The organism is Defluviitoga tunisiensis, from assembly GCF_000953715.1.
GTDB lineage: Bacteria > Thermotogota > Thermotogae > Petrotogales > Petrotogaceae > Defluviitoga > Defluviitoga tunisiensis.
Genome location: NZ_LN824141.1, coordinates 1209741 through 1235000 on the forward strand (window position 1 = coordinate 1209741; position 25260 = coordinate 1235000).

A 25260-nucleotide genomic window follows, 5' to 3' on the forward strand; every position below is an offset into this window, starting at 1 on the left:
AAACTCACGCAGAATTGCCTTGCTATCCTGTGTTTTCAATGGCCTAATGTACACTGCCAAAGGTCAAAAAACACAGAGAAAGCGAGGAGAAAGCGCAATGATGCTTACAACGAGATTTGGAATCGAGGTAGAATTGACGGGGATGACAAGAAAACAAGCGGCAAAAACTGCAGCAGCTTTTCTTGGAGGGAGGGTTGAATCCAGCGGAGATTATTACGATACCCAAAAGGTTATTGCACCGGATGGACGGATATGGAAATTCATGAGCGACGGGAGCATCCGGACTCAGAAAAAGGAAAACGGCAGGATTGTGGCGGCTGGCCGGGAATATAGCGTCGAGTTGGTAAGCCCGATACTGACATACCGCGAAGACATTGAAACCCTGCAGGAATTGATAAGGAGGCTTCGCAGGGCGGGAGGTTTTGCAAACACAAGCTGCGGAATCCATATCCATATAGACGGGGCAAACCACACGCCGCGCAGCATCCGCAATTTTATCAACATTATCGCCAGTAAGAATGACCTTTTCTATAAGGCATTGCAGATTGCACCGGACAGGATGCGGTTTTACAAAAAGATGGATGCGGCACTGGTTGAGAAGATGAATCGGCGTAAGCCCAAAACCATGGCGGCGATTGAGAGCATCTGGTACGAAGGTTACAGCGAAAGCCGAAGCACCCATTACCATAATAGCAGGTACCACTTTTTGAACCTGCACAGCTTTTTTAACGGCAACGGGACGATTGAGCTTCGAGGCTTTAACAGCGAACTTCATGCGGGAAAAATTAGAAGCTACATAGTGCTTGCCCTTGCGTTAAACCATCAGGCGTTAACGCAAAAATGCGCTTCCAGCAAAAAGCCGCAAGTTGAAAATGAGAAGTTTGCCATGCGGACATATCTCAACCGCATAGGGCTTATCGGTGACGAGTTCAAAAACTGCCGGGAGCACCTTTGCAAACACCTTGATGGTAACGCGGCATGGCGGTTTCGGGCAGCATAGATAGACAAGCGCAGGGGTGGATCTCCGCCTCTGCCTTGGTAAATACAAGGAGGATGATACGATGAGCAAAGAAAAAGGAACCATATATTTAGCATACGGAAGCAATCTGAACTTAAGGCAGATGGCATACCGCTGCCCAACGGCAAAAGTGCTGGGGAGTGCAAAACTCACAGGATACCGGCTGTTATTCAGAGGAGGGAATGGCGGCGCAGTAGCGACAATAGAAAAACAAAAAGGTGAAAGTGTACCGGTACTGCTTTGGAGAATCATGCCTAATGATGAGAAAGCGCTGGACAGATATGAAGGTTATCCGCATCTATACCGGAAAGAAACGGTTAAGGTACGTTTCAAAGGTCAGTGGGTACCCGCAATGGTGTATATCATGAATGAAGGCAGACCTTTGGGAGCACCGGGTCGTTACTATTACGAGGTGATCCGGCAGGGCTATATAGATGCGGGTTTTGATATTTCGTTTCTCAATAAAGCGGTAAGAGATTCAATTTCAGCGGCAGAGAAGTCAGAGGTGTAGGACATGGGTAACGAGAATCTGATAGCTGATAAGATTTATCGGCAGATTATGGCCATACGGGACAGCGGTGCCTGCAATATGTTTGACTTGCCAAGAGTACAGGAAGAGGCATATAAAATGGGGTTTTATGAATTAGTAGTATTTCTTAATGAACACAAGAAAGAATATGCCGAGTTTATCCTGACAGGCAAACGATAACGGTTATAACGTAACAAGTTTCATAGAAATCCACTAAGGAGAGGAACTTCATCCATGAGGTTCCTTTTTTCTTGCTCAATTTTAGGAAAGGAGGCGGCAAAGCTGCGGAAGTTAAAACGGTATAAACCAACCAAGTTTATGGCGGAAGGTTCCCGATACGACAAGGAAGCGGCGGATGCCGCTGTTACTTTTATAAACTGCCTGAAGCATACCAAGGGTGAATGGTATGGAATGCCTTTTGAATTAATTGACTGGCAGGAACAGATTGTCCGGGACATATTCGGCATCTTGAAACCTAACGGATACAGGCAGTTCAACACAGCCTATATAGAAATTCCAAAAAAGCAGGGTAAGAGCGAACTTGCAGCGGCAATCGCTTTATACCTGACATGCGGTGATTTCGAGCATGGTGGCGAGGTTTACGGGTGTGCATCTGACCGTCAGCAGGCATCCATTGTTTTCGACGTTGCGGTAGATATGGTGGAACAGTGTCCGGCATTAAAGTCTCGAATTAAACCAATGCTGTCGCAGAAGCGGCTGGTATATAAACCGTTAGGCAGTTTTTATCAGGTGCTTTCAGCGGAGGCATATACGAAACATGGGCTAAACGTCCATGGTGTGGTATTTGACGAACTTCATGCTCAGCCAAACAGGGATCTTTATGATGTAATGCTTCACGGATCCGGCGATGCAAGAAAACAACCGCTGTTTTTCCTGATCACAACTGCTGGCACAGACCGCAATTCCATCTGCTGGGAAGTGCACCAAAAGGCTGAGGATATTCTTCAAGGGCGTAAGATAGATCCGACTTTCTACCCTGTTATCTACAGCGCAGCCGATACCGATGACTGGACAAGTGAAAAGGTATGGAGAAAGGTTAACCCGTCACTGGGCATTACAGTTGACATCGAAAAATTGAGGGTGGCTTGTGAAAATGCCAAGCAAAATCCTGCAGAGGAAAATTTATTCCGTCAGCTCCGCTTAAATCAGTGGGTGAAACAATCGGTGCGCTGGATGCCAATGGATAAGTGGGATAAGTGTACGTTTCCTGTTGATGCAGAAAAATTGCGCGGCAGAACATGTTACGGAGGACTTGACTTGTCATCTACTACCGATATTACCGCCTTTGTGCTGGTGTTTCCACCGCTTGATGAATCTGACAAATATCAGGTTCTACCTTTTTTCTGGATACCGGAGGAAAATATTGATCAGCGTGTGCGGAGAGATCATGTACCTTATGATGTCTGGGAGAGGCAGGGCTTTTTATATACCACTGAGGGTAACGTCGTGCATTATGGCTTTATCGAGACCTTTATTGAGGAACTCGGAATGAAATATAACATTAAGGAAATAGCCTTTGACCGCTGGGGAGCAATTCAGATGACGCAAAACCTCGAGGCTTTGGGTTTTACGGTTGTTTCATTCGGTCAGGGCTTCAAGGATATGTCCCCGCCTACAAAAGAGTTGATGAAGCTGACATTGGAAGAACGCATCGCTCATGGCGGTAATCCAGTACTGCGGTGGATGATGGACAATATCTATGTCAAAACCGATCCCGCCGGAAACATTAAGCCGGATAAAGAAAAATCCACCGAGAGAATAGATGGCGCGGTTGCGCTCATCATGGCGCTTGACCGCGCGTTAAGGCATGGAGGAGAAAATATCGGTTCAGTCTATGATGAGCGTGGGCTTTTAATACTCTAAATTTCTTCTATAGTTCGAACAATCCGCATTGAAGCCGTACCGGTTTTTTCATAACAGGATGCTGAAGTAAAGTATTTAGCGGGTGTAGCCTTAGGTAAGTCTTTTTGAACGCTAGGTTCATAACCAAATGGTGCAAGAATCGACTTTACCATACGACCGATGACAGTTCTTGTGAAACCGTCCCTTAAGTCTATGGTGGGGTTATTGCTATTATCAAAAAAGCTCTCGACTTCGCTGACACAAGCTGATAATGCTGGCTTGCCTGCATTTGAAGCATCTATCATAGCAATTATGTTTTCTTCTTTCGAGAGAATGTTGAAAATAGCAATTGCATCAGGATTATTGGCAAATTTTGAGCAATTAGGATTTTCCTTGAGAAAATCATTAAAAGTAGCTTTCATTATACAAATCCCCTTTCAGGTAGTTAATTTTACATATGTAATATAACATATGTAAAATTAGATGTCAATGAGTTATTTATAAAAAGTATTATCGGAGAGTGATGCCTATGAAAATCTTTTCCCGTTTGTTCAAAGCAAGGGATAAGCCGAAAAACAGTCTGTTCGGTAATGCATATAGCTTTTTCTTCGGCGGCACATCCAGCGGAAAGACTGTCAATGAGCGGACTGCAATGCAGACAACGGCAGTGTATGCCTGTGTAAGGATACTTGCAGAAGCCATCGCCGGGCTTCCGCTTCATGTGTACCGCTATAAAGAAGACGGTGGCAAAGAAAAAGCGTTGACCCACCCGCTCTATTATTTACTCCATGACGAACCAAACCCTGAGATGAGTTCATTCGTGTTCCGAGAAACACTAATGAGTCATCTTCTTTTATGGGGAAATGCTTACGCTCAGATTATCAGGGACGGTTCCGGACGAGTGCTGGCGCTTTATCCACTTTTGCCAAACAAAATGACGGTAGACAGGGCTCCAAACGGAGAACTGTTTTACACTTATCGGCGCGACAGCGATGAGAGTAGGGTTAATCCAAAAGCAGGCCTTATATACCTACGAAGTGATGAGGTTCTTCACATCCCGGGACTCGGTTTTGACGGACTGATCGGATACTCCCCTATCGCTATGGCCAAGAACGCCATAGGCATGGCTATTGCCTGTGAAGAGTACGGTGCATCCTTTTTTGCCAACGGTGCAAATCCGGGCGGTGTGCTGGAACATCCCGGCGTATTAAAGGATCCAGCAAAGGTGCGTGAAAGCTGGAACGCTGTCTATCAAGGCAGTGCCAACGCTCACCGCATTGCCGTTCTGGAAGAGGGCATGAAGTTCCAGCCAATCGGCATCCCGCCTGAACAGGCACAGTTTCTGGAGACAAGAAAATTCCAGATAAACGAGATCGCCCGGATATTCCGCGTGCCTCCCCATATGGTTGGAGACCTTGAAAAGTCGAGCTTTTCAAACATCGAGCAGCAGTCTCTGGAATTTGTCAAATACACGCTTGATCCGTGGGTGGTGCGCTGGGAACAGGCTCTTCAAAAGGCGCTGCTTTTACCGTCGGAGAAGCGGACATACTTTGTCAAGTTCAATGTGGATGGCCTTCTGCGCGGGGATTATGCAAGCCGCATGAACGGTTATGCCGTAGCACGCCAGAACGGCTGGATGTCTGCTAACGATATCCGAGAGCTTGAGAACATGAACCGGATACCAGAGGAGTTGGGCGGTGACCTGTATCTCATCAACGGTAATATGACCAAGCTTGCCGATGCTGGAGCATTTGCAGGAAAAACCAATGCTGAAACGGAGGGATCAAAAAGATGAACAAATCACAAAAACCAAGGCCGGTTCGCCGTTTCTGGAACTGGATACAAAACGATGACGGTAGCCGGACATTATATCTTGACGGACCTATAGCCGAAGAAAGCTGGCTGGGAGACGAAGTGACTCCCAAACAGTTCAAATCAGAGCTGTTATCCGGAGAGGGCGATATAACGATCTGGATCAACAGCCCGGGCGGTGATATATTTGCAGCCAACCAGATTTACAACATGCTTATGGATTACAAAGGCAAAGTGACGGTAAAGATTGACGGTATTGCAGCCAGCGCCGCTTCGGTCATAGCTATGGCCGGAGGTGACGTCTTTATGTCACCAGTCAGCATGATGATGATTCACAACCCTATGACAATAGCCATCGGTGATACGGAAGAAATGGAGAAAGCTATCGCAATGCTGGAAGAAATAAAGGAATCCATCATCAACGCTTATGAGCTGAAAACCAGACTTTCCAGGGCAAAAATATCGCACCTAATGGATGCAGAAAGCTGGTTTAACGCAAGAAAAGCGGTGGAACTTGGCTTTGCCGATGGAATCTTGTTTATGGAGGATGAATCATTCCCATCCGAATTTGAAGTATCAGGAGGAATGATCTTCAGCAGGCAGGCAGTAACAAATTCCATCCTGCGAAAGCTTAAACCAAAAGAAAAACCAAAAGGAACCCCGATTGAGTCGCTTGAGAAGCGGCTTTTTCTACTTTTACCCCACTAAATCTGCGATTTAGCGGGGACCCCAAATAAAACCGTAAGGAGGATTTGATTATGAGCAAAATACTGGAACTGCGTGAAAAACGCGCTAAAGTATGGGAAGCTGCTAAAGCTTTCCTCGACAGCAAACGCGGGAACGACGGACTGCTTTCACCGGAGGATACCGCGACTTATGAAAAAATGGAAGCCGACGTTATTGCGCTGGGCAAAGAAATAGAGCGTCTTGAGCGTCAGGCTGCCATAGATTTGGAACTGTCAAAACCGTTGAATATTCCTATTACAGACAAACCCACTTCCATATCTGGCAACAATGAAAAAACCGGACGTGCCAGCGATGAGTACAGGCAGTCTTTCTGGAACATGATGCGCGGCAGGCGCAAATATGACGTACACAACGCGCTGCAGATTGGAGAGGACACCGAAGGTGGATATCTTGTTCCCGACGACTTTGAGCGTACTCTTGTGGAAGCACTGGAGGAGGAGAATATATTTAGGCAGATTGCCAATGTTATTACCACGTCCAGCGGTGACAAGAAAATTCCTGTGGTGGCAAGCAAGGGTACTGCATCCTGGGTGGATGAGGAAGGCCAGATTCCCGAAAGCGATGACTCCTTTGCACAGGTATCCATCGGCGCATATAAGCTGGCTACTATGATCAAGGTGTCAGAGGAATTGTTAAACGATAGTGTATTCAACCTTGAACAGTATATAGCCAAAGAATTCGCCCGCCGAATCGGAGCAAAAGAGGAGGAAGCATTTTTTATCGGCGACGGATCTGGCAAGCCAACCGGTATCTTGGCGGATAACGGCGGTGGCGAGATAGGAGTAACCGCGGCGAGCGCGACAGCTATTACCCTTGACGAGATCATGGACTTGTTCTACAGTCTAAAGTCTCCGTACCGCAGGAACGCTGTATTCATTATGAATGATTCGACAATTAAAGCTATAAGGAAGCTCAAAGACAACAACGGTCAGTATCTCTGGCAGCCTTCTGTAACTGCTGGAACACCGGATACTATCCTCAATCGTCCAGTTAAAACTTCTGCATTTATGCCAGCCATTGCCGCCGGAGCAAAAACGATTGTATTCGGCGATTTTTCTTATTACTGGGTGGCAGACCGTCAAGGCAGGGTTTTTAAGCGGCTTAATGAGTTGTATGCTGCGACCGGACAAGTTGGATTCATGGCAACCCAGCGTGTAGATGGAAAGCTGGTACTGTCTGAAGCAGTCAAGATACTGCAGCAGAAATCAACTTAATGAAAACGGAGGGCTGCGGCATGGAACTTTTGGAGAAGGTTAAAGCAAACCTCATATTGCAACACAACGAAGATGACGCACTTTTACAAGAGTATATCAAAGCCGCAGTGGCCTATGCGGAAAGTTACCAGAAAAAGCCGGAAGGATATTATGCCGAAAACCCCATGCCGCCTACTACTGAGCAGGCTGTCATTATGCTGTCGAGCCATTTTTATGAAAGCAGGGATGGCTCGACGGCTGGCTTTTTTGGAGATAGTGTGCAGGCAGGACAGCAGGTATGGAATACAGTAAATCTATTGCTGCGGCTCGACCGGGATTGGAAGATATAGGGGCCCCCGCAAAGTCATCCGACTTTGTGGGGAGAGGACGAACAACGGAATGAATGAGCTTTTCGCGCTTGCGCGGAAACGAATGATATGGAGTTTGTGAGGACGATATGAGCTTTGGAAAAATGAAAACTTTCGTGGACATTATCTCAGTCAAGCCGGTTAAGGATAGTGAGGGTTTTACTGAAAAAGATGATGTCATTCTTGCTTCGGTAAGGGCATACAAGGAAGATAGGCATGGCAGTGAAAAATGGGCAAACAGGGCGGCGTTTTCGCAGGCGTCTGCCCTGTTCCGCTTCCGTAAGATACCTAACCTGGAAGTTACCACAGATCTTGTACTCGTTTGCAGCGATGGCAGGTACAACATTATCAGTGTTGAGGACGTAAAAGGACGTGGAATGTATATTGAGGTGCTTGCGGAAAAAGTGAAATCAAGCAAAGCATAAAAGGAGGGGCTGCAACGTGGCTAAGGTGGAAGTTAAATTGCCGGAACAGTTCTTGCTCAAGTTATCCAGACTTGGAGAAAGAACAGACGAAATCATACCTAAGGTGCTGGAAGCAGGCGGGGAAGTGGTTCTTTCAAAAGTGAAGTCCAATCTTCAGTCAGTTATCGGGAGCGGCACTAAATATCCGTCCAGAGCAACCGGTGAATTGGTAAATGCTTTGGGACTCTCTCCTGCCAAACAGGACAGGGATGGAAACCACAACATAAAAATCGGCTTTACTGAACCAAGGAAGGATGGGGAAAGCAATGCGAAGATTGCCAATATTATTGAGTATGGCAAGTCCGGGCAGCCTCCAAGGCCCTTTTTGAAACCGGCAAAATCAGCTACAAGGAAGTCCTGCATCGAAGTAATGAAGTCAAGACTGGAACAGGAGCTGGGTCGTATATGAGCATATTGTCAGAATTAAACTCGTTATTGGATGGTTTGGGTATCCCCATTGAAACCGGGGTATTTAGCGGTGTACCGCCAGATGAGTACCTTGTCATTACTCCGATGACAGATACATTTGAAGTTTTTGCAGACAACCGGCCTCAGGTAGAAACCCAGGAGGTAAGGTTGTCTTTATTTATAAAGGGAAACTACACTGCCCGTAAAAGCGAAATAGTGAACACATTGCTTCAAGCAGGCTTTACCATTACCGACAGGCGGTATATAGGCCATGAGGACGATACCGGCTATCACCACTATGCCATTGATGTGGCAAAAGAGTATGAAGTAAAGGAGGAATGAAAAACATGGCCACAATCGGACTGGACAGGTTATATTATGCCAAAATAACTGAGAATGAAAACGGAGAAGAGACATACGACACGCCTGTTCCGCTGGCTAAGGCTATTACGGCAGAGCTTTCTGTAGAACTAGCAGAGGCGACACTTTATGCCGATGACGGGGCGGCAGAAGTGGTCAAGGAATTTCAAAGCGGCACACTGACTCTTGGTGTTGCAGATATCGGAGTAGACGCTGCTGAGGTTTTGACGGGAGCCACCCTTGATGACAATAAGGTGCTGATTTCCACCAGTGAGGATGGAGGTGCGCCTGTGGCAATTGGCTTTAGAGCCAAGAAAGCTAACGGCAAGTACAGGTATTTTTGGCTTTACAGGGTTAAATTCGGAATCCCGGCGACAAATCTGCAGACGAAGGGCGACAGCATTACCTTTTCGACACCCACCATTGAAGGGACAGTCATGAGACGTAACAAACCAGATGGCCAGGGAAAGCACCCTTGGAAGGCGGAGGTCAGCGAAGACGATCCCGGTGTATCGCCTGAAACTATTACCGGCTGGTATACGGAAGTTTATGAGCCGGTATTTGCTGTGGGAGGAGGCAGTGAATGATGCAGGATAATGACAGAAGCGCGATTATCAAAATCGGCGATGAAGAATATCAGCTTATACTAACCACTAAAGCGACAAAGGAGATTGCAAAAAGATACGGCGGTCTTGAAAACCTCGGCACAAAACTGATGAAAACCGAGAACTTCGAAATGGCTCTTGACGAAGTGGTGTGGCTGATTACACTGCTGGCCAACCAGAGCATTTTGATACACAACCTCAAAAATCAAGAAAAGCGTGAACTCCTTACCGAAGAGACAGTGGAACTTCTCACATCTCCTTTGGAACTGGCAGCATATAAAAACGCTATTATGGAAGCAATGTTCAAGGGGACCAAAAGAAACGTTGAAAGTGAGGATGATTTAAAAAACACACCGGCCGAGTGAGCGATGAGGAATCGTTCACTCGGCTTTTATATTACGGCACTGTCCAGCTTAATCGTTCAGAGGAAGAAGTATGGCTCATGCCTATTGGATACCTGCTTGATTTATGGGAGTGCCATAAGCAGTTTTTAGGGCTGGCGAAACCAAAGCGTATGTTTACCATTGATGATGTGATACCTTATGGAATTTAAAAATTTTGCAGGAAAGGAGGCGGTTATGTGGCAGACAATTTTGGCCTGAAGATCGGGATTGAAGGCGAAAAGGAATTTAAAAACGCCATTCGTGAGATCAACCAAAGTTTTAAGGTACTGGGTAGCGAAATGAACCTGGTCGCATCTCAGTTCGACAAGCAGGATAAGTCAGTTGAAGCTGTTACTGCAAGAAACAAGGTGCTTAACAAAGAGATCGAATTGCAGAAAGAAAAAATAGCTACTTTGGAGAAAGCCCTTGCCAATGCCGCCTCATCTTTCGGAGAAACCGACAAGCGGACGCAGTCCTGGCAGATACAGCTCAACAACGCCAAAGCCGAGCTGAACAAAATGGAGCGCGAACTCGAACAGTCTGCTGAAAGTGCAGATGAACTTGGGGACGAATTGAAGGAAAGTGGAGACAATGCCGAAAAATCCGGCTCGAAATTTGAGAAACTGGGCAGCGTTCTTAAAGGTGTTGGCGCGGCTATGGGTGCTGCAGCGGCCGCAGCGGGCGCGGCTGCCATCAAGCTGGGAAAAGAGGTCGTGGAGCAGTTTGGTGAGCTTGAGCAGAACCTTGGCGGTTCTGAAGCTGTGTTTGGAGAATATGCTGCACGTATCCAAAAAACGGGAGAAGAAGCCTACAAGAATCTGGGCTTGTCCCAATCCGAGTACCTTGCCACCGCCAACAAAATGGGCGCACTGTTTCAGGGTGCTGGTGTCGATCAGCAAAAAAGTCTGGAGCTTACTGAGAAGGCCATGCAACGGGCGGCAGATATGGCTTCGGTTATGGGCATTGACATGCAGACTGCCATGGAATCCATCGCTGGCGCAGCCAAGGGTAACTTCACCATGATGGATAATCTGGGCGTCGCCATGAACGCCACTACCATCGAAGCTTATGCTCTTGCAAAAGGGCTGGATTTTGCCTGGAATAGCGCAACCAATGCCGAAAAGGCCGAGATCGCCATGCAGATGTTTTTTGAAAAAACCGAACAGTATGCTGGCAACTTCGCAAGAGAGTCTACCCAGACCATCAGCGGTTCCATTGGTCTTTTACAAGCCTCTCTAAGTTCGTTTATAGCAGGACTTGGCAATGCGAACGCTGATATGACGAACCTAACACAAAATCTTGTGGATGCCTTTCAGGCTGTAGTTAAAAATATTGTACCGGTTTTGGAAAATATAGTGGCTGCTCTGCCGGAGGCAACCGGTGCAATTATCTCAGCAGTCAAAGATCTGCTTCCCGTGCTGTTGCAAACTGTAACTGAATTGTTCTCTCAGGTGCTTCAAACTCTCTTGAGCCTGCTGCCGGAGCTGATCCCGGCGGCAGTAGATGCAGTCATGACCATTGCAGGTACACTCATTGATAACCTGCCTTTACTCATTGATGCAGCGGTGCAGCTAATCACAGCGTTGGTAATGGGGCTTGGAGAAGCATTACCTGAGCTAATTCCAGCAGCAGTTCAAGCAGTGATCACCATTGTGCAAGGGCTGCTGGATAATATGGACAAAATCCTTGAAGCTGCTTTTACATTGATTCAAGGACTGGCGCAGGGACTTTTAAATGCATTGCCAGAACTAATTGAAGCACTGCCGAGGATAATTACAACAATCATTGACTTTGTGACGAACAATATGCCGAAGATCATAGAATTGGGAATTACGCTTATCGTACAGCTTGCTGCCGGGCTTGTGAAAGCCATTCCAGAACTAGTAAAGTCTTTACCTCAGATTGTTGCGGCTATTATAGAAGGCTTGGGCAAGGCGGTTGTTTCAGTGGTTGAGATTGGTAAGAACATTGTAAAAGGCATCTGGGAAGGTATTAAAAGCCTTGGTAGCTGGATTAAGGATAAGGTTTCCGGTTTCTTTTCCGGTATTGTTGATGGAGTAAAGAATTTCCTCGGAATCAGATCTCCGTCCACTGTTTTTGAAGGCATTGGCGGCAATATGGCACTGGGTATTGGTGAGGGATTTGACAAGGCTATGGCCAGAGTGGCAGACGATATGCAAAATGCAGTGCCGACAGATTTTAATATATCTCCTGATATTAGTGTAAGTGGAAGAGGTGGATTTAGCGATTTAGCTTCCGGGCCGCTTGTTGTGGTGCAGCAGATGATTGTTCGTGGTGAAGAAGACATCCGCAGGATTTCACAGGAGTTATATAACCTGATGCAGACAGGTTCAAGGGCGCAGGGACGTTTTATAACAGCGTAATGGAGGGAAGCATATGGGATTTATCTACAATGGAATATCGTCGCAAAGTATGAAAATACGAGCAAGACTTACCAAATGGCAGGTCTCCCCTGCCCTGCGCAATTCCTTTGAAACTGTGCCGGGCAAAGCAGGTATTGCAGATTTTGGCTGCGACATATCAGAACGAAACATAATAATTAGCTGTAGTGTGCTTCCCCAGCGCAGTTTTGCTGAGCTTGTATCGGTTCTTGATAATGTTGCAGAATGGTTAAATCCGGAAAACGGGCTTAAGCAACTTGTTATAGATGATTTGCCCGACCGATATTTCATGGCTCGCTTATCAGAAGCGGTTGACTGTGAGCGGATATTGCGGACAGCGGGCAGCTTTGAACTTCGGTTTGTTTGTCCCGACCCGTATGTTTACGCGTTGGAAGATGAGATATTTGTTCTTTCTGAAACAGGTCTGCATGAGTTGGAGAGGGTTAAAGGAAATACGGATTCCAATCCGGTTTATCTCTTGAAGGGTTTGATATCAACGTCCTCATCAAGCTATATTTCGCTTATTACAAACGGCGAGGAATTGCTAATTGTTGGCTCATTATCTGAAGGTGAAACTCTGATTGTCGACTCCGGCATGGTAACAGCTAAGGTTATTGATGAAACAGGCCGAACCTTGAGAAATGGCCTTCCCAGCCTGCAGGATCTGAATTTTCCAATTCTCAGGAAAGGTGTTAATCATATTGAGATTGCCGCAGAAAACGCGACCTTTACCGAGTTAAAAATACAGGCAAAAAGCAGATGGAGGTGATAACATGGCGATAAAATCAATCCTGACAAACCAAGAGGATTTTACCGGGGAGTTTCCTGTAACATCAAGGACGTCTGCTTTATGGCGATTTAATGAAAAAACACCAGACGAAAATCTTCAGCTTATAGACTCATCGGGACATGGCAGACATTTTACCATCTCCGGCTGGTCAGGGACATCGGCAAACCTTATTGCTGGAAGATTCGGAAGATACTTCAGGCAAAATATTGTTAATCCGACTTCTGAAAAGACCCATCTTATAGCAGAAAATGATGGGAGTTTCTTTAGCAATCTGGGCGAAAAGATTGTTGTAGGCGGTTGGATTAATCCTACCACCTATTCGGTCGGCCAGACATATATACCCATATTCAATACCCGCCAAGGACCCGGTCAGCCAATTTTTTATGTTTCACTTTATCAAGGGAGACTTAGGCTTATGTTGTATAACTCCTCCGGCACACTAATCTACGACCAGAGCGAAACAGCTACCATTACCTTGAAAAACGGCGGCTGGTATTTTATCGCCTCCATCATTGAAGTAAGCAACAAAAAGGTACAGAACATCATATGCGATCGCAGCGACGGGGCAACCTGGGTGTCACCTGTGCGTTTCTTTTCGGGAGAGCTGAATCGGGAATGTATAGCAGACATTATTATGGGGATGCATGCAAATACCTACTACTATGCCGGAGGCTTCGACGACTGGTTTCTGGAAACGGACTCACAGCTTACAGCTGATGATTTGCTGTTATATTTTAAGTCGTCTTTACATGCAAACGGTGGGGATGCGGCTTCGGATGTAGATGCTTTGGCAGAGCCTAGCGCAGTCACCCTTAAAGCAACAGATGGCGAGTATCCTGCAAGTGGCGTACTTTATACAAGGGCGGTTCCATGTGCATTATCGGGCAGCGGTCGTGTAGCTGTGACAAGCGAATATACTGCAGGTGTTACTTCAGTGTCTCTAGTAGAGACCAGCACAAGCGATGATCTTGAAGAATGGTCTGCATGGCAGGCTGTGGGAACCAGCGGTGAACTTCAATCGCCAAATCGGCAATATATAAGGTTCCGTGTTACCCTTACCAGCAGCGATCCGTTGAGGACGCCAAAACTTCTGGAAATACAGCTTCATGATATACCGAAAGCGCCCTATGAGAAATTAGGCTTTGCCCGTCCTGTGGTTTTGGATAAAAACGGAGCATGGGAAGCTGTTCTTGAAAATGCCTTTGATATCATTGTCACTGGTGAGGTGAACGGTGCGGATACGTTGGAATTCAAGCTTCCGTTCCATGATCCAAAAAGAAGCGCGCTGGAAAATGAAAAACAAGTGCAAATCGTAAATGACATTTACCGGATCCGAACCTTAACGGACAATAAAAGCGAAGATGGGCGTGTTATTACGCAAGTATATGCTGAAGCGGTATTTTACGATCTGTCTTTCAGTGCGGAAAAAGAACCTAGAGAATTCAATGCAGATACTGCAGATGTTCCGATGCAATATGCACTTTTGGGAACAGGTTGGACAGTAGGAAATGTTACTGTCACTACGAAACGGACATGGCAGTGTACAGAAAAAAATGCCTTATCCATCCTTCGCGCCGTACAGAATATTTATGGCGGCGATCTGGTGTTTGACAGCGCCAACCGCCAGGTACACCTTTTGACTTTTAGTGGTACTGATAGCGGAGCGCTTTTTTCATATAGAAAGAATTTGAAAAGTATTCAGCGGGTAGTCGATACACGCGAATTAGTGACAAGGCTCTATGCTTATGGAAAGGACGGATTGACCTTCGCTTCAATTAATGGAGGTAAGGCATACGTGGAAGATTACACTTTTTCCAGTGAAGTGAGGGTGTCGACGCTTGATTGTTCGTCGTTTACAAATCCGTATCAGATGCTGGAATATGCAAAAATGCGGCTTGCAGAATATTCGAAGCCTCGCGTTTCTTATGTACTGTCTGCAATGGATTTATCTGCGCTAACCGGTTATGAGCACGAAGCATGGAAACTGGGTGATATTGTTACAGTGGACGATAAAGAACTAGGCCTTTTGGTAAAGACTCGTGTTGTGAGAAGGCAGTATAACTTGCAGGAGCCATGGAAAACAGTGATTGAGCTTTCAACTAAACTGCGGGAACTTGGCGATTCTTCAGCACAGTGGGACAAGGCAGCGGATGCGCTGTCCTCAGCAGAGTTGATAAACCGTCAGGAAATTAAAGATATGGTACCATTCAACCATCTGCGCAATTCCAGAGCGGATGATGGTTTTGCCTACTGGGTCAATTCCGGCTTTGAAGTGGATACTGAGAATGGTGTTTCTGGAACTGCTTCCTTCAAGGCTGTTGGTGTACCTGGTATGACAAAGAGCCTGTCACAGACGGTATACCCAGCAACACGTAAAAGCTATACATTTTCAGCGCAGATTGCTTCCGAAAACCTTGAAAAGGGCGAAAACGGCCAGGTTGGTGCTGAGATAGTCATTGAATACGAGGACGGTACAACAGAAACAAGATTTATAGACCTGATTTGAGGGTGATGATATGGCATATTTCAATCAGATTGCACACAGTATTTCTCCCAAAAGTATCAGCAGAGTCAAATCTATCACCATCAGGCTGTGCGTCACTGACTGCACCGGCACAGTGTACTTTACAGACTTATTGCTTCAGGGCGGTTCGGTTTCCACTGGATGGATCGGGCATGTGTGCGAGATACAGTGGACATTGGACGGGTAATGAGCCGCTAAAATTATTTTCTGCCTAACACATGCTCCCAGTAGCATCGGAAAAGGCAGAGCCACTGAACATAAAGAATCTCTGTAGGAGTAATATTTTTATTTTGCACACCAGCCTGACGGAATGCCCTAGATAACTGCTTGCTTGTAAAAAGACTGCGGAATCCATATTTTAGTGCCTTTGAAACAAATTGTTCATAGGCAAACCACTGGTTTGCGGGTATGTCCGGTTGGCTCTTTTTCTTAAGGTGAAGAAGTACTACATCAACGCCCGGTTTGGGATGAAAATCTTCCCTGCTGAAATAGTAAGCAATATCCAAATCAAATCTGGGCTTTATAAGCAGTGAACGCAATGATTCTGAAGGCTTACCCATGAAACGCTTGGCTGCGCCTTTTTCCATGGTAAGCCATGCTTCAGAAGGTGCGTTTTTGCATTCCGTCAATTTTCGCATAATATCCGTAGTGAAGCAAAAGGGAATGTTTGAAAAAACCTTATAATCTTCGGATTGAGGAAGCTTCCACTTCATAAAATCCTGATGATATATACGGATATTTTTGACGTCCTTGAATTTTGCTGTCAATTTATTATATAAACGCCCGTCAATTTCAATTGCCGAAACTTTCCGGCATCTTTTTATCAAGAAACCTGTTATATGACCCTTTCCCGGGCCAATTTCAATCACATGATCATCCTTGTTAAGGGTTGTTCTGCGAATAATTCTGTTGATAATTTTGTAACTTGTTAAAAAGTTTTGAGATACCCAAATGGGCGGAGTTGTCCCTTTTTTTCTATTTTGGGGCATAAAAAATACACCTCTTTCGGTTTTTTTTTTAATCGAAAAAGGGTGCACTAAAACAAAGACGCTGCTATTGAGCTATCTTTTGTTCAGGGCACCTTTATTTACGAATACGAAAAATACCACACATAGCTGTATACTAGCCTCCAAATATAAAATCTAATTATAGTTTAGCATTAATGCCTATGTTTGTCAAATAGTTTTGGAGGAAAAAACTATGCAGTTTTCAAGATTTGCGGAAACCATACAACTAAAAAGCAATAAGCATGTGGTGAGCGTAACTGTGACACTCAAGATCTCCGACTGTAACGGAATTATCTATTTCACCGACATGCAGCTTCAGGATGGAGATCAGTTGACAGGCTATACCGTCCACACGAGCAAAATGTTAACGAAAATGCAGGAAAACGGGCAGCCAGTTCCGCCCCGGCATTATAACGGTGTGGTGCGAACAGCGGAGACTGTAGTCTTATTCAACCTTGGCAAAACTTCTGCTGGTCTTGACTGTTATATCTATCCTATACAGGATATGGCCGCAGGGAGTATTGAACTATCCCAAGGTGTAGGTGCGCATAAGGTAAAGTTCCTTGACCCGGTTAATGCAGGCGATGAGCTGACACTCAAGGCTTCCACCCGCCAATGCCTAAAAAACGGAAGTCAGACTCCTAAGGATGGGTTTTATCAATATTCTGCGGCATGGGACAGCAAACATACAGTGAAACTGGAAGAGAGAAAATCGGCGCGGGTGCTCTTTGAATTTCAGGAGATGCAAGAGGGCGGTGACCGGTTGTGAGGGGTTTCTTAAAAGGCAAACGGTGCATGGTGTGGAGTTTTATGGGAAATGCCCGAATGTATGAAGCACTTAGAGACTATGGCGACCGCCTTGATACGGTAGGCATTTTTACTTTTGAGGTTGACGCAACAGGTACAATCACTGAAACCGGTACCAGCATCAGCAGCATGCTTCCGTATATTCAGAAATGGCCGCACATTAAGTGGCTGCTCACTATTATGAATCATGGAATAGCCAATATTTTTACTACACTTCGCAACAACGAAAACGGTGCAAAGGATAAGTTTCTCACTGAAATCATCCGAATAATGAACAAGTATCCATGGTGCGCTGGGGTAGATATTGACCTTGAGCGCGGTGGAGGTTATGAAAACAAGGATGCGGCGAATGCTTTATTTAGGGATATATATAATACAGTTAAGTGTTATGATGCAACAAAGCTTGTCAACATCTGCCTGCCGGGTATGACCGGCGTTCAAGGCTCGGTGGGCGGTGAAAACTGGTGTATTTATGCCGATCTTAACGACTATTGCGATACCGCCGCCATCATGAGCTATGGCATGGCATGGGCGGGCTCTGCTCCCGGCCCAGTATCTCCTCGTGACTGGCTTGAGGGCATATATGATTATGCTATTTCCGTTATGTCACCCGATAAGATATTCATGGGGTTGCCTGCTTATGGCTGGAACTGGAGGATTCATGATACACCTGAAAACCTTGGAATAACCTATCGAGGAGTGTCTAATACCTACTATGCGGCAAAATACTGGATGACTGGGGTTTACAATTTCACAGGCGATGCACCGCCCCAGCCGTTTATTCCAATTGTGGCTTACTGGGATGACTATAACAAAGTACCTTGGGCTCTTCCTCATGTATATGATTATATGGAAGGATGGGATTCTATATCCTGGGAATATCCGCTGCTAAAAGGGGTTTATAACAGGCGAAGATATTTGACAAGCTATGGCAAGGAGCAGAAATCGGAGTTCGGAACCATTTATATTGACAGGAACGGAGTTCCGGATGAATACGAAGGAAATGTCATTATTACTGATGAGATGGCCTCACTTGGAGATGACCAGGCGTCAGCAGAGTACCGTTTTGAGATAAGAGAAGCGGGATATTACGATATTGCAGTACAGCTTTGCTTTCCTTACTGGGACAAAAATGCGATTATCGTTTCCCTTGATGGTGAATCAAAGACTTTCAGCGAGAACCGTTTATGGTGGCCATACTGGAGAAGAGTTTGCTGGTTGACACTTGTAAAAGGTGTATTTCTCCAAGAGGGAACGCATGCTGTCAGCATAAGCGGTGGTGTGCCGGGAGTCCAGTTTTACGGTTTTAGGGTTTGCAGTGGATTTTCGGAGTATCCCTTTGCCGGTGAAGCCAGCTTTATGCTCTCTCCTCGTCGGTTCAAGGATGTAAATGGTGTGATGGTTGAGCCGGATCGAGGTTTTAAACTGACCTTTGAAATGTTGCGAAGAAAACCCGACTCGGCGCTTATTTGGTATGAGGATTTTCGGGACAGGAACATCCTGCCTGAAAATTACTGGACTGTGTTAGATGGCGAATGGGATGTTCGGCAAGACCCAGACAGCACAGAAAGTCGCCCATATTCCCAGCTCGAGGGATATGGCAAACTTGCATGGAAATACGACGGGTTTTCCGATATTCATATCCGGGCAAGGCTGGCTTTCCCTCAAAATAGCAGTGGACGGGCTGGGGTGTTCCTTGGGGATATTTTCTGCTGCTTAAATTATGACACGCAAAGAGTCGAGCTTTATCAAGGTAATTCCTTGCTTGGCAGCTACTCCGCCAGTTTCTCAAAAACTGCAGATGCCGATCTTCGTGCTAATCCGAATATGTATACTATAGAAATGCGAAAACGCGGCAATAAGGTAAGAGTATATTCTGGTGCAGCTTCAACCCTGCGTTTCACAGTGAATGTAACCGGTGGTAGTGGTTATGCAGGGTACTGCTCGGACAACCGGACGGTATGCGAGCTGCTGCGGCTGGGCGATGCGTGGGTATATGAACCATACGAGCGTTTTGATGTGGAACTTCCGGATGGAACTATAACCAGCTTTGGCAGGCTTGCTCGCACTGGTGTCACGTGGGATGATGAATTTCAGGTGTTTTCAGTAAATAGCGATGTGGAGGAATCGGCAACTCGCAATGAGGACATTTCGATGGACTATGATTTTTTCCACTCGCAGCTTTTGACGCTTTCTTGCGGTAATGACTATAAAGTAAAGATTATACCGAAAGATATCAATATCTGGATATCCCGTCTCTTCCTCGGAGATGCAGATGGTTTTTCTATTCTGTATTATCAGGATGTGGACAGCCTTGTTTACTGGGCAAACGAAGCGGCTTATCGATGGAGACTGCGAGGTATAGCCATCTGGTCTCTTGGGCAGGAGGATATGCGGTTGTGGGAGGCGCTTCCGAAGCAAATATAGATTAGAAGTTTTAATTTTCAGCGCTTTGCTTTAAGGCAGGGCGCTTTTTTATATGCAAAATTCAAGTTGAACGGAGGGTTAAGACAATGAAAACAGTATGGAACTGGATACAGGCGGTTTTTACTGCTATTGGCGGATTTCTTGGCTGGTTTCTTGGAGAGCTGGATGGATTTTTATATGCACTCATCGCTTTTGTAGCCATTGACTATGTGACCGGAGTGATGTGTGCCGTTGTAGACAGAAAGCTTTCGAGTGAAGTCGGGGCCAAGGGCATCTTTAAGAAAGTGCTTATTTTTGTACTTGTAGGTGTAGGACACATCATCGACAGCCAGGTGCTCGGTAATGGCGGGGCAATCCGGACAGCAGTGATTTTCTTTTACCTGAGTAACGAGGGAGTTTCAATTCTTGAGAATGCAGCACATATAGGACTGCCCATTCCTGAAAAGCTGAAAAACGCATTGGAACAACTGCATGGTCGCTCAAATGAGGAGGATGAAAAGAAATGAAGCTTTTTACTAAATACATGACGCGAAACGATTGCTATACAGCAGGTCGCAAAATCACGCCTAAAGGAATCATGGTACATTCGACGGCTGTGCCGGGTGTAATGGCGGCTGAGTGGTTTTCCCGTTGAAACAAATCTTACAAAGCCGGTGAAATAAACAGGCAGGTATGTGTACATGCTTTTGTAGACGATAAAGAGGTTTGGCAATACTTGCCTTGGGATCATCGCGGGTGGCATGCAGGAGGAGCAGCCAACAATACCCATATTGGCTTTGAAATCTGTGAGCCTGCTGGGTTTTCGTATAAATCCGGGTCGGTAATGGTGGGTTATGATGCAGCAAAGCAGGAAGATTATTTCCGTAAAGCGTGGCAGAATACTGTTGAACTCTGCGTTATGCTCTGCAAGAAGTACGGTCTTAATGAGAATGACATCATCTGCCACTCCGAAGGATATAAGCTCGGTATTGCCAGCAACCATGCTGATGTGATGCACTGGTTTCCCAAGCATGGGGAGAATATGGACACTTTCCGTAAAGCAGTAAAAAAAGCGCTGGAGAACAGTACAGATACCAATACTGATATTGGAATTGGAGATATGGTGGAGTTTAAGGACAGTGTAAAGAATTACTACCCCGGCAGTGTGGAAGTTCCAACGTGGGTTAAAAATGACTATTACCACAGGGTCACGCAGACTTTATACAAAGGCAAGCCGGTCATAAAAGGCGGCAAAGAATGTGTTTTGCTTGGCAAAAAGGTTAAGAAATCCGGCGGTCAAGAAATTGCAGGCATAAACACTTGGGTAGCAAAAGAAAACCTTGCAATTGTAAACAGCATTCCTGATAACAAGGGCAATAGAACCTATACAGTTCAAAAAGGCGACACCTTATGGAGAATAGCGGAAAAAGAACTCGGCAGAGGAACAAGATATCCGGAGATTAAGGAACTCAATGGCCTGACTTCAGATACTATTTACCCCGGACAAGTTCTCAAATTGCCGGAATAACGATAAAGGACAGCTAATCGCGACTGTCCTAAGTTTTTATAGGAGGTGCTTGAATGATAGAGGCGGCTAATCATTTACCATATAACCCGCAGGAAACGAACTATACAAAGATATCACAGGAGGAAATTCAAAGAGAGGTTGATTACTGGCGGGCGTACAAAATTCTGCAGAGGATGCTTAAGGCGGGACTGATTTCAGAAGAAGAATTCAACAAAATCGACAAGTTGAACCGCAAAACTTTCTCGCCGATGTATGCACAGCTTATGGCCTAATTAGCTTGCTATTAGCGGCACACAGAGGTAACATGTCACATGCCCAAAGGAGGTGAAAACAGTGAGAAAGGTAACAAGGATTGATGGAAACAATGCTCTCCAAGCTTTCAAGCCAAAGGTGAGGGTAGCGGCTTATTGCAGGGTTTCAACAGACAGTGATGAGCAAATGGCAAGCCTGGAAGCACAAAAGGACCATTATGAATCCTATATAAAAGCAAATCCTGATTGGGAATTTGCAGGGATTTATTATGATGAAGGCATATCAGGCACAAAAAAGGAAAACCGAACTGGACTTTTGAGACTGCTTGCAGATTGCGAAAACAAAAAAATTGACTTTATTATAACCAAGTCGGTCAGCAGATTTGCCAGAAACACAACCGACTGTATTGAGATGGTGAGAAAACTTACCGATCTCGGTGTTTTCATCTATTTCGAGAAAGAGAATATAAACACACAGCGCATGGAAGGCGAATTGGTGCTGACAATTTTGAGCAGTCTTGCAGAAAACGAGTCATTATCCATTGCAGAAAATAGTAAGTGGTCTATCAGACGTAGGTTCCAAAACGGAACATACAAAATTTCGTATCCTCCCTATGGTTACGATTATGTGGATGGAAAGCTATTTATCAATAAAGAACAGGCTGAAATCGTAAAGCGGATTTTTTCCGAGGCTTTGGACGGTAAAGGCACACAGAAAATTGCAGATGGGCTAAATTCCGATAAAATCCCAACAAAGAGAGGTTCACACTGGACAGCGACAACTATCCGCGGCATTTTAAGCAATGAAAAATATACTGGGGATGTCCTTCTGCAAAAAACCTATACAGATGAGAATTTTAAGCGGCATTATAATCATGGGGAAAAAGATCAATACATGATAAAAGATCATCATGAAGCCATTATATCCCATGAGGAATTTGAAGCCGCCCAAGAGATATTAAAGCAAAGAGGAAAAGAAAAAGGTGTAATTAAGGGAAGCAGCAAGTATCAAAAACGCTACCCTTTCTCTGGGAAAATCAAATGCGCAGAATGTGGCAGCAGTTTTAAGCGTCGAATTCATGGCAGCGGTGACCGTAAATATATTGCATGGTGCTGCACAAAGCACATAAAGGACGCATCAAGCTGCTCCATGAAGTTTGTCAGAGAGGATGCGATCCATCAGGCCTTCGTTGTTATGATTAATAAGCTTATTTTCGGTCATAAATTCATTCTAAGACCATTGCTGCAAAGCTTAAAGAAGACAAATTACTCAGATAACATAACAAAGATTCAGGAGATGGAAACAAAAATCAAAGAAAATACGGAGCGGGTTCAGGTAATCATGGGACTTATGGCTAAGGGATACCTGGAACCCGCTCTTTTTAATGCCCAGAAAAATGAGCTGCTTAAAGAAGCGGCTTTATTAAAAGAACAAAAAGAAGCCATAAAACGCGCAATCGATGGGAGTCAGACTATCCTTGTTGAGGTTGAGAAGCTTCTTAAATTTGCAACGAAAGCTGAAAAGCAGATTGATGCATTCGATATCGAAATATTTGAGGATTTTACCCGCGAAATCATTGTGTTTTCACAAGAAGAAATAGGTTTCAAAATGAAATGCGGGTTGAACTTAAGGGAAAGGTTGGTGAAATGATGAGCCATATACCTTTTGGATATGCCATTCAAAACGGCAGGGCTGTCGTTAATGAAGAGGAAGCAGTTAAGATTAAGAAACTATTTGAGGCTTATCTTTCCGGGCTTTCTTTAGCCGAGGCGGCTCAAAAAGCGGGCATTAAGCGTTACCACACATCTATTGCAAGAATGCTGACAGATAAACGGTATGTTGAGGATAAATTTTATCCGCCAATTATCAGCAAGGACACATTTGAAAAAGCACAACTGGAAAGACGCAGACGAGCTGAGGCGCTTGGCAGGATTTATGAACATAAAGGAAATGAAAAGAAATGCCTGAATTTTAGGTTTCATGCTTCAATGCCAGATAATCTATACGATGATCCATTTCAGCAGGCAGAGTATGCTTATAGTCTTATTAAGAGCGAGGTGATTTTAGATGACAACCAGGAATGTTACGATAATTCCTGCTCGTAAGCGAATTGGGAATAGTGCAAAGGCCGAGGAATTACCTAAGCTTCGGGTAGCAGCTTACTGCCGTGTTTCTACGGACAGCGAGGAGCAGGCAACCAGTTATGAAGCACAAATTGAGCATTACACTAATTACATTAAAAGCAATCCCGAATGGGAGTTAGCCGGTATATTTGCAGATGAAGGTATTACCGGAACTAACACAAAAAAGCGTGAAGAATTTAACCGGATGATAGAAGAATGCATGCAGGGCAAAATCGATATGATAATTACGAAATCTATCAGCCGGTTTGCAAGAAACACGCTTGACTGCCTAAAGTACATAAGGCAGCTTAAAGAAAAAAATATTCCGGTTTACTTTGAAAAAGAAAATATAAACACATTGGATACCAAAGGAGAAATCCTGTTGACCATTATGGCATCTTTGGCACAGCAAGAAAGCCAATCGTTAAGCCAGAATGTAAAACTGGGTATTCAGTACCGATATCAGCAAGGAAAAATCCATATTAATCACAACCGGTTTCTTGGCTATACAAAGGATAAGGATGGCAATTTAGTTATCGTACCTGAAGAAGCAGAGATCGTTAAACGCATTTACAGAGAATACCTTGAAGGTTCCAGTATGCTACAGATAGCAAGAGGTCTGGAAGCTGACGGAATTCTGACAGGTGCAGGCAATCCCAGATGGCATACCAGCACCATCAATAAGATTTTGAGGAATGAAAAATATATCGGTGATGCGCTGTTGCAGAAAACCTATACAGTAGATTTTTTATCGAAGAAAAGGGTGGCCAATAACGGCATAGTTCCTCAATACTATGTAGAAAACAGCCATGAGCCCATAATCCCGCGTGAAATTTATATGCAGGTTCAGGAAGAGCTTGTCCGCAGAAGATGTGTGCATATAAGTAAGAACGGAAAGAAGAGAAACTACAGCAATAATCATCCCTTATCCCAAATGGTGTTCTGCGGCAAGTGTCATGAAGTATTCCGCAGGGTTCATTGGAATAACCGAGGGAAAAAATCCATCGTTTGGAGATGCGTCAGCAGATTGGAAAACACCGGTTTGTTTTGTACCGCTTCCACTATACTTGAAGATACTCTCAAAGAGAAGATTGTAGAAGCTATCAATATAGCCGTCAGCGGGAAAAACTCTTTCCTGGCCATACTGAAAAAGAATATTGAAACCGTATTAAACGAGGATTTGGACGAGAGTACGGCAGATATTGATAAAAGGCTGGAAGAGCTTCAAGCCGAGTTGATCCAATTGGCAAATTCAAAGGAAGCATATGATAATATTGTCAATGAGATTTACCGCTTACGGGACTTAAGGCAAGAAACCCTTTCAAGAAACGCTCTCCGTCAAGATAAGCGGGATCGGATCGCTGAGATGACGGACTTCCTTAATATGCAAACCGGTGGTATTACGGAATTTGATGATAAACTGGTTAGAAAACTAATTGAAAAGGCAACTGTATATAATGACAGGCTAGTGGTAGAGTTTAAGTCAGGGTTAGAAATAGAAGTAAACCTATAAGCTCGTATTAAGATAGCCGCCAGTAGGGGAAGAGTACTTATACTATTATAAATAACTACAGGAGACATAATTGGATTACCGATTGCGGGAGCAGAAGCAAAATGCGCTGGTTAAAAATGCAGAGCGTGAAGGAAGAAGCAGCGAATAGCTGAAATGAC

28 protein-coding genes and 1 pseudogene (1 of these 29 cut by a window edge) are annotated in these 25260 nt (G+C 44.9%); 27 read left to right on the forward strand and 2 right to left on the reverse strand.

The genetic code is table 11. From position 1 onward, the window contains the following. The first annotated feature begins 100 nt into the window (after positions 1–100). From DTL3_RS05585 to DTL3_RS05600, 4 genes are all read left to right on the forward strand, one after another. Positions 101–1000 (forward strand): amidoligase family protein, encoded by a 900-nt coding sequence (locus DTL3_RS05585; RefSeq protein ID WP_045088643.1) that lies wholly within the window; start codon positions 101–103, stop codon positions 998–1000. Positions 1001–1061: 61 nt separating this feature from the next. Next, the gene (locus tag DTL3_RS05590; RefSeq protein ID WP_013782360.1) at positions 1062–1529 is read left to right on the forward strand and encodes a gamma-glutamylcyclotransferase family protein; all 468 of its coding nucleotides are present in this window, start codon (positions 1062–1064) and stop codon (positions 1527–1529) included. Positions 1530–1532: 3 nt separating this feature from the next. Continuing rightward, positions 1533–1727: a DUF5049 domain-containing protein gene (locus DTL3_RS05595; RefSeq protein WP_004464027.1), complete on the forward strand. Its 195-nt coding sequence runs from the start codon at positions 1533–1535 to the stop codon at positions 1725–1727. Between the two features lie 54 nt (positions 1728–1781). Then, positions 1782–3431 (forward strand): terminase large subunit, encoded by a 1650-nt coding sequence (locus DTL3_RS05600; RefSeq protein WP_045087885.1) that lies wholly within the window; start codon positions 1782–1784, stop codon positions 3429–3431. On the opposite strand, the gene DTL3_RS05605 is transcribed toward DTL3_RS05600, so the two are convergent. Continuing rightward, positions 3428–3832 (reverse strand): hypothetical protein, encoded by a 405-nt coding sequence (locus tag DTL3_RS05605; RefSeq protein WP_008409535.1) that lies wholly within the window; start codon positions 3830–3832, stop codon positions 3428–3430. The two genes, DTL3_RS05600 and DTL3_RS05605, sit on opposite strands and share 4 nt — an antisense overlap. Positions 3833–3939: 107 nt before the next feature. Between DTL3_RS05605 and DTL3_RS05610 the strand changes: the two genes are divergently transcribed. The 14 genes from DTL3_RS05610 to DTL3_RS09955 all read left to right on the forward strand — a co-directional run bounded on the left by DTL3_RS05610 (position 3940) and on the right by DTL3_RS09955 (position 15653). Continuing rightward, positions 3940–5205 carry a phage portal protein gene (locus DTL3_RS05610; RefSeq protein WP_045087886.1) on the forward strand — a complete coding sequence of 422 codons (1266 nt, stop codon included), beginning with the start codon at positions 3940–3942 and terminating at the stop codon, positions 5203–5205. Next, positions 5202–5930, forward strand: coding sequence for a head maturation protease, ClpP-related (locus tag DTL3_RS05615; RefSeq protein WP_045087887.1), 729 nt, complete (start codon positions 5202–5204; stop codon positions 5928–5930). Before DTL3_RS05610 ends, DTL3_RS05615 begins: the two co-directional genes overlap by 4 nt. Positions 5931–5980: 50 nt before the next feature. Continuing rightward, positions 5981–7183, forward strand: coding sequence for a phage major capsid protein (locus tag DTL3_RS05620; RefSeq protein WP_023062540.1), 1203 nt, complete (start codon positions 5981–5983; stop codon positions 7181–7183). Positions 7184–7203: 20 nt separating this feature from the next. Then, entirely contained in the window at positions 7204–7512 is a 309-nt protein-coding gene (locus DTL3_RS05625) for a head-tail connector protein (RefSeq protein ID WP_045087888.1), read from the forward strand. A gap of 107 nt (positions 7513–7619) precedes the next feature. Beyond that, the gene (locus DTL3_RS05630) at positions 7620–7955 is read left to right on the forward strand and encodes a head-tail adaptor protein (protein WP_045087889.1); all 336 of its coding nucleotides are present in this window, start codon (positions 7620–7622) and stop codon (positions 7953–7955) included. Positions 7956–7971: 16 nt separating this feature from the next. Then, a complete protein-coding gene (locus DTL3_RS05635) occupies positions 7972–8403 on the forward strand; it encodes an HK97 gp10 family phage protein (RefSeq protein ID WP_045087890.1) in 432 nt (143 codons plus the stop codon). Next, on the forward strand, positions 8400–8744 hold the full coding sequence (locus DTL3_RS05640) for a hypothetical protein (RefSeq protein WP_045087891.1): 345 nt from the start codon (positions 8400–8402) through the stop codon (positions 8742–8744). The genes DTL3_RS05635 and DTL3_RS05640 overlap by 4 nt, the downstream gene beginning before the upstream one ends. 5 nt (positions 8745–8749) lie before the next feature. Beyond that, positions 8750–9349: a major tail protein gene (locus tag DTL3_RS05645; protein WP_004464008.1), complete on the forward strand. Its 600-nt coding sequence runs from the start codon at positions 8750–8752 to the stop codon at positions 9347–9349. Beyond that, complete coding sequence (locus tag DTL3_RS05650) at positions 9349–9732, forward strand: hypothetical protein (RefSeq protein WP_014256679.1); 384 nt, start codon at positions 9349–9351, stop codon at positions 9730–9732. Before DTL3_RS05645 ends, DTL3_RS05650 begins: the two co-directional genes overlap by 1 nt. Beyond that, a complete protein-coding gene (locus DTL3_RS09950) occupies positions 9729–9920 on the forward strand; it encodes a hypothetical protein (RefSeq protein ID WP_045087892.1) in 192 nt (63 codons plus the stop codon). Before DTL3_RS05650 ends, DTL3_RS09950 begins: the two co-directional genes overlap by 4 nt. Before the next feature lie 27 nt (positions 9921–9947). Continuing rightward, positions 9948–12134, forward strand: coding sequence for a phage tail protein (locus DTL3_RS05660; RefSeq protein WP_045087893.1), 2187 nt, complete (start codon positions 9948–9950; stop codon positions 12132–12134). Between the two features lie 13 nt (positions 12135–12147). Then, positions 12148–12921 (forward strand): distal tail protein Dit, encoded by a 774-nt coding sequence (locus tag DTL3_RS05665; RefSeq protein WP_045087894.1) that lies wholly within the window; start codon positions 12148–12150, stop codon positions 12919–12921. A 4-nt stretch (positions 12922–12925) separates the two neighbouring features. Further along, complete coding sequence (locus tag DTL3_RS05670) at positions 12926–15448, forward strand: phage tail spike protein (protein ID WP_045087895.1); 2523 nt, start codon at positions 12926–12928, stop codon at positions 15446–15448. Positions 15449–15458: 10 nt separating this feature from the next. Further along, positions 15459–15653 (forward strand): hypothetical protein, encoded by a 195-nt coding sequence (locus DTL3_RS09955; RefSeq protein ID WP_003520677.1) that lies wholly within the window; start codon positions 15459–15461, stop codon positions 15651–15653. A gap of 13 nt (positions 15654–15666) precedes the next feature. Here DTL3_RS09955 and erm read toward each other — a convergent pair whose 3' ends face one another. Further along, positions 15667–16455, reverse strand: coding sequence for a 23S ribosomal RNA methyltransferase Erm (gene erm, locus DTL3_RS05675; protein WP_045087896.1), 789 nt, complete (start codon positions 16453–16455; stop codon positions 15667–15669). 211 nt (positions 16456–16666) lie between these two features. On the opposite strand from erm, the gene DTL3_RS05680 reads away from it, so the two are divergent. The 9 genes and pseudogenes from DTL3_RS05680 to DTL3_RS09960 all read left to right on the forward strand — a co-directional run. After that, on the forward strand, positions 16667–17242 hold the full coding sequence (locus DTL3_RS05680; protein ID WP_045087897.1) for a hypothetical protein: 576 nt from the start codon (positions 16667–16669) through the stop codon (positions 17240–17242). Then, a complete protein-coding gene (locus DTL3_RS05685) occupies positions 17239–19707 on the forward strand; it encodes a glycosyl hydrolase family 18 protein (RefSeq protein WP_045087898.1) in 2469 nt (822 codons plus the stop codon). Before DTL3_RS05680 ends, DTL3_RS05685 begins: the two co-directional genes overlap by 4 nt. A gap of 86 nt (positions 19708–19793) precedes the next feature. Continuing rightward, positions 19794–20213: a phage holin family protein gene (locus DTL3_RS05690; RefSeq protein ID WP_045087899.1), complete on the forward strand. Its 420-nt coding sequence runs from the start codon at positions 19794–19796 to the stop codon at positions 20211–20213. Positions 20214–20365: 152 nt separating this feature from the next. Continuing rightward, positions 20366–21214 (forward strand): LysM peptidoglycan-binding domain-containing protein, encoded by an 849-nt coding sequence (locus tag DTL3_RS09875; protein WP_269446391.1) that lies wholly within the window; start codon positions 20366–20368, stop codon positions 21212–21214. 53 nt (positions 21215–21267) lie between these two features. Beyond that, entirely contained in the window at positions 21268–21486 is a 219-nt protein-coding gene (locus DTL3_RS05700) for an SHOCT domain-containing protein (protein ID WP_028992648.1), read from the forward strand. A gap of 61 nt (positions 21487–21547) precedes the next feature. Continuing rightward, entirely contained in the window at positions 21548–23116 is a 1569-nt protein-coding gene (locus DTL3_RS05705) for a recombinase family protein (RefSeq protein ID WP_045087900.1), read from the forward strand. Beyond that, positions 23080–23571, forward strand: coding sequence for a recombinase family protein (locus tag DTL3_RS05710; protein WP_084217198.1), 492 nt, complete (start codon positions 23080–23082; stop codon positions 23569–23571). The genes DTL3_RS05705 and DTL3_RS05710 overlap by 37 nt, the downstream gene beginning before the upstream one ends. Further along, the gene (locus tag DTL3_RS05715; protein WP_045087902.1) at positions 23534–25102 is read left to right on the forward strand and encodes a recombinase family protein; all 1569 of its coding nucleotides are present in this window, start codon (positions 23534–23536) and stop codon (positions 25100–25102) included. The genes DTL3_RS05710 and DTL3_RS05715 overlap by 38 nt, the downstream gene beginning before the upstream one ends. Positions 25103–25178: 76 nt before the next feature. Then, positions 25179–25260: pseudogene (locus tag DTL3_RS09960) on the forward strand (recombinase family protein); its annotated part runs 142 nt beyond the window's last position; the annotation flags it as partial.

Excerpts from the sequence above, each read along its gene's own strand:
- DTL3_RS05585 (WP_045088643.1), top strand. The coding sequence starts at position 101 with ATGCTTACAACGAGATTTGGAATCGAGGTAGAATTGACGGGGATGACA.
- DTL3_RS05590 (WP_013782360.1), top strand. The coding sequence starts at position 1,062 with ATGAGCAAAGAAAAAGGAACCATATATTTAGCATACGGAAGCAATCTG.
- DTL3_RS05595 (WP_004464027.1), top strand. The coding sequence starts at position 1,533 with ATGGGTAACGAGAATCTGATAGCTGATAAGATTTATCGGCAGATTATG.
- DTL3_RS05600 (WP_045087885.1), top strand. The coding sequence starts at position 1,782 with ATGAGGTTCCTTTTTTCTTGCTCAATTTTAGGAAAGGAGGCGGCAAAG.
- DTL3_RS05605 (WP_008409535.1), bottom strand. The coding sequence starts at position 3,832 with ATGAAAGCTACTTTTAATGATTTTCTCAAGGAAAATCCTAATTGCTCA.
- DTL3_RS05610 (WP_045087886.1), top strand. The coding sequence starts at position 3,940 with ATGAAAATCTTTTCCCGTTTGTTCAAAGCAAGGGATAAGCCGAAAAAC.
- DTL3_RS05615 (WP_045087887.1), top strand. The coding sequence starts at position 5,202 with ATGAACAAATCACAAAAACCAAGGCCGGTTCGCCGTTTCTGGAACTGG.
- DTL3_RS05620 (WP_023062540.1), top strand. The coding sequence starts at position 5,981 with ATGAGCAAAATACTGGAACTGCGTGAAAAACGCGCTAAAGTATGGGAA.
- DTL3_RS05625 (WP_045087888.1), top strand. The coding sequence starts at position 7,204 with ATGGAACTTTTGGAGAAGGTTAAAGCAAACCTCATATTGCAACACAAC.
- DTL3_RS05630 (WP_045087889.1), top strand. The coding sequence starts at position 7,620 with ATGAGCTTTGGAAAAATGAAAACTTTCGTGGACATTATCTCAGTCAAG.
- DTL3_RS05640 (WP_045087891.1), top strand. The coding sequence starts at position 8,400 with ATGAGCATATTGTCAGAATTAAACTCGTTATTGGATGGTTTGGGTATC.
- DTL3_RS05645 (WP_004464008.1), top strand. The coding sequence starts at position 8,750 with ATGGCCACAATCGGACTGGACAGGTTATATTATGCCAAAATAACTGAG.
- DTL3_RS05650 (WP_014256679.1), top strand. The coding sequence starts at position 9,349 with ATGCAGGATAATGACAGAAGCGCGATTATCAAAATCGGCGATGAAGAA.
- DTL3_RS05665 (WP_045087894.1), top strand. The coding sequence starts at position 12,148 with ATGGGATTTATCTACAATGGAATATCGTCGCAAAGTATGAAAATACGA.
- DTL3_RS05670 (WP_045087895.1), top strand. The coding sequence starts at position 12,926 with ATGGCGATAAAATCAATCCTGACAAACCAAGAGGATTTTACCGGGGAG.
- DTL3_RS09955 (WP_003520677.1), top strand. The coding sequence starts at position 15,459 with ATGGCATATTTCAATCAGATTGCACACAGTATTTCTCCCAAAAGTATC.
- erm (WP_045087896.1), bottom strand. The coding sequence starts at position 16,455 with ATGCCCCAAAATAGAAAAAAAGGGACAACTCCGCCCATTTGGGTATCT.
- DTL3_RS05680 (WP_045087897.1), top strand. The coding sequence starts at position 16,667 with ATGCAGTTTTCAAGATTTGCGGAAACCATACAACTAAAAAGCAATAAG.
- DTL3_RS05690 (WP_045087899.1), top strand. The coding sequence starts at position 19,794 with ATGAAAACAGTATGGAACTGGATACAGGCGGTTTTTACTGCTATTGGC.
- DTL3_RS05700 (WP_028992648.1), top strand. The coding sequence starts at position 21,268 with ATGATAGAGGCGGCTAATCATTTACCATATAACCCGCAGGAAACGAAC.
- DTL3_RS05710 (WP_084217198.1), top strand. The coding sequence starts at position 23,080 with ATGCGGGTTGAACTTAAGGGAAAGGTTGGTGAAATGATGAGCCATATA.
- DTL3_RS05715 (WP_045087902.1), top strand. The coding sequence starts at position 23,534 with ATGACAACCAGGAATGTTACGATAATTCCTGCTCGTAAGCGAATTGGG.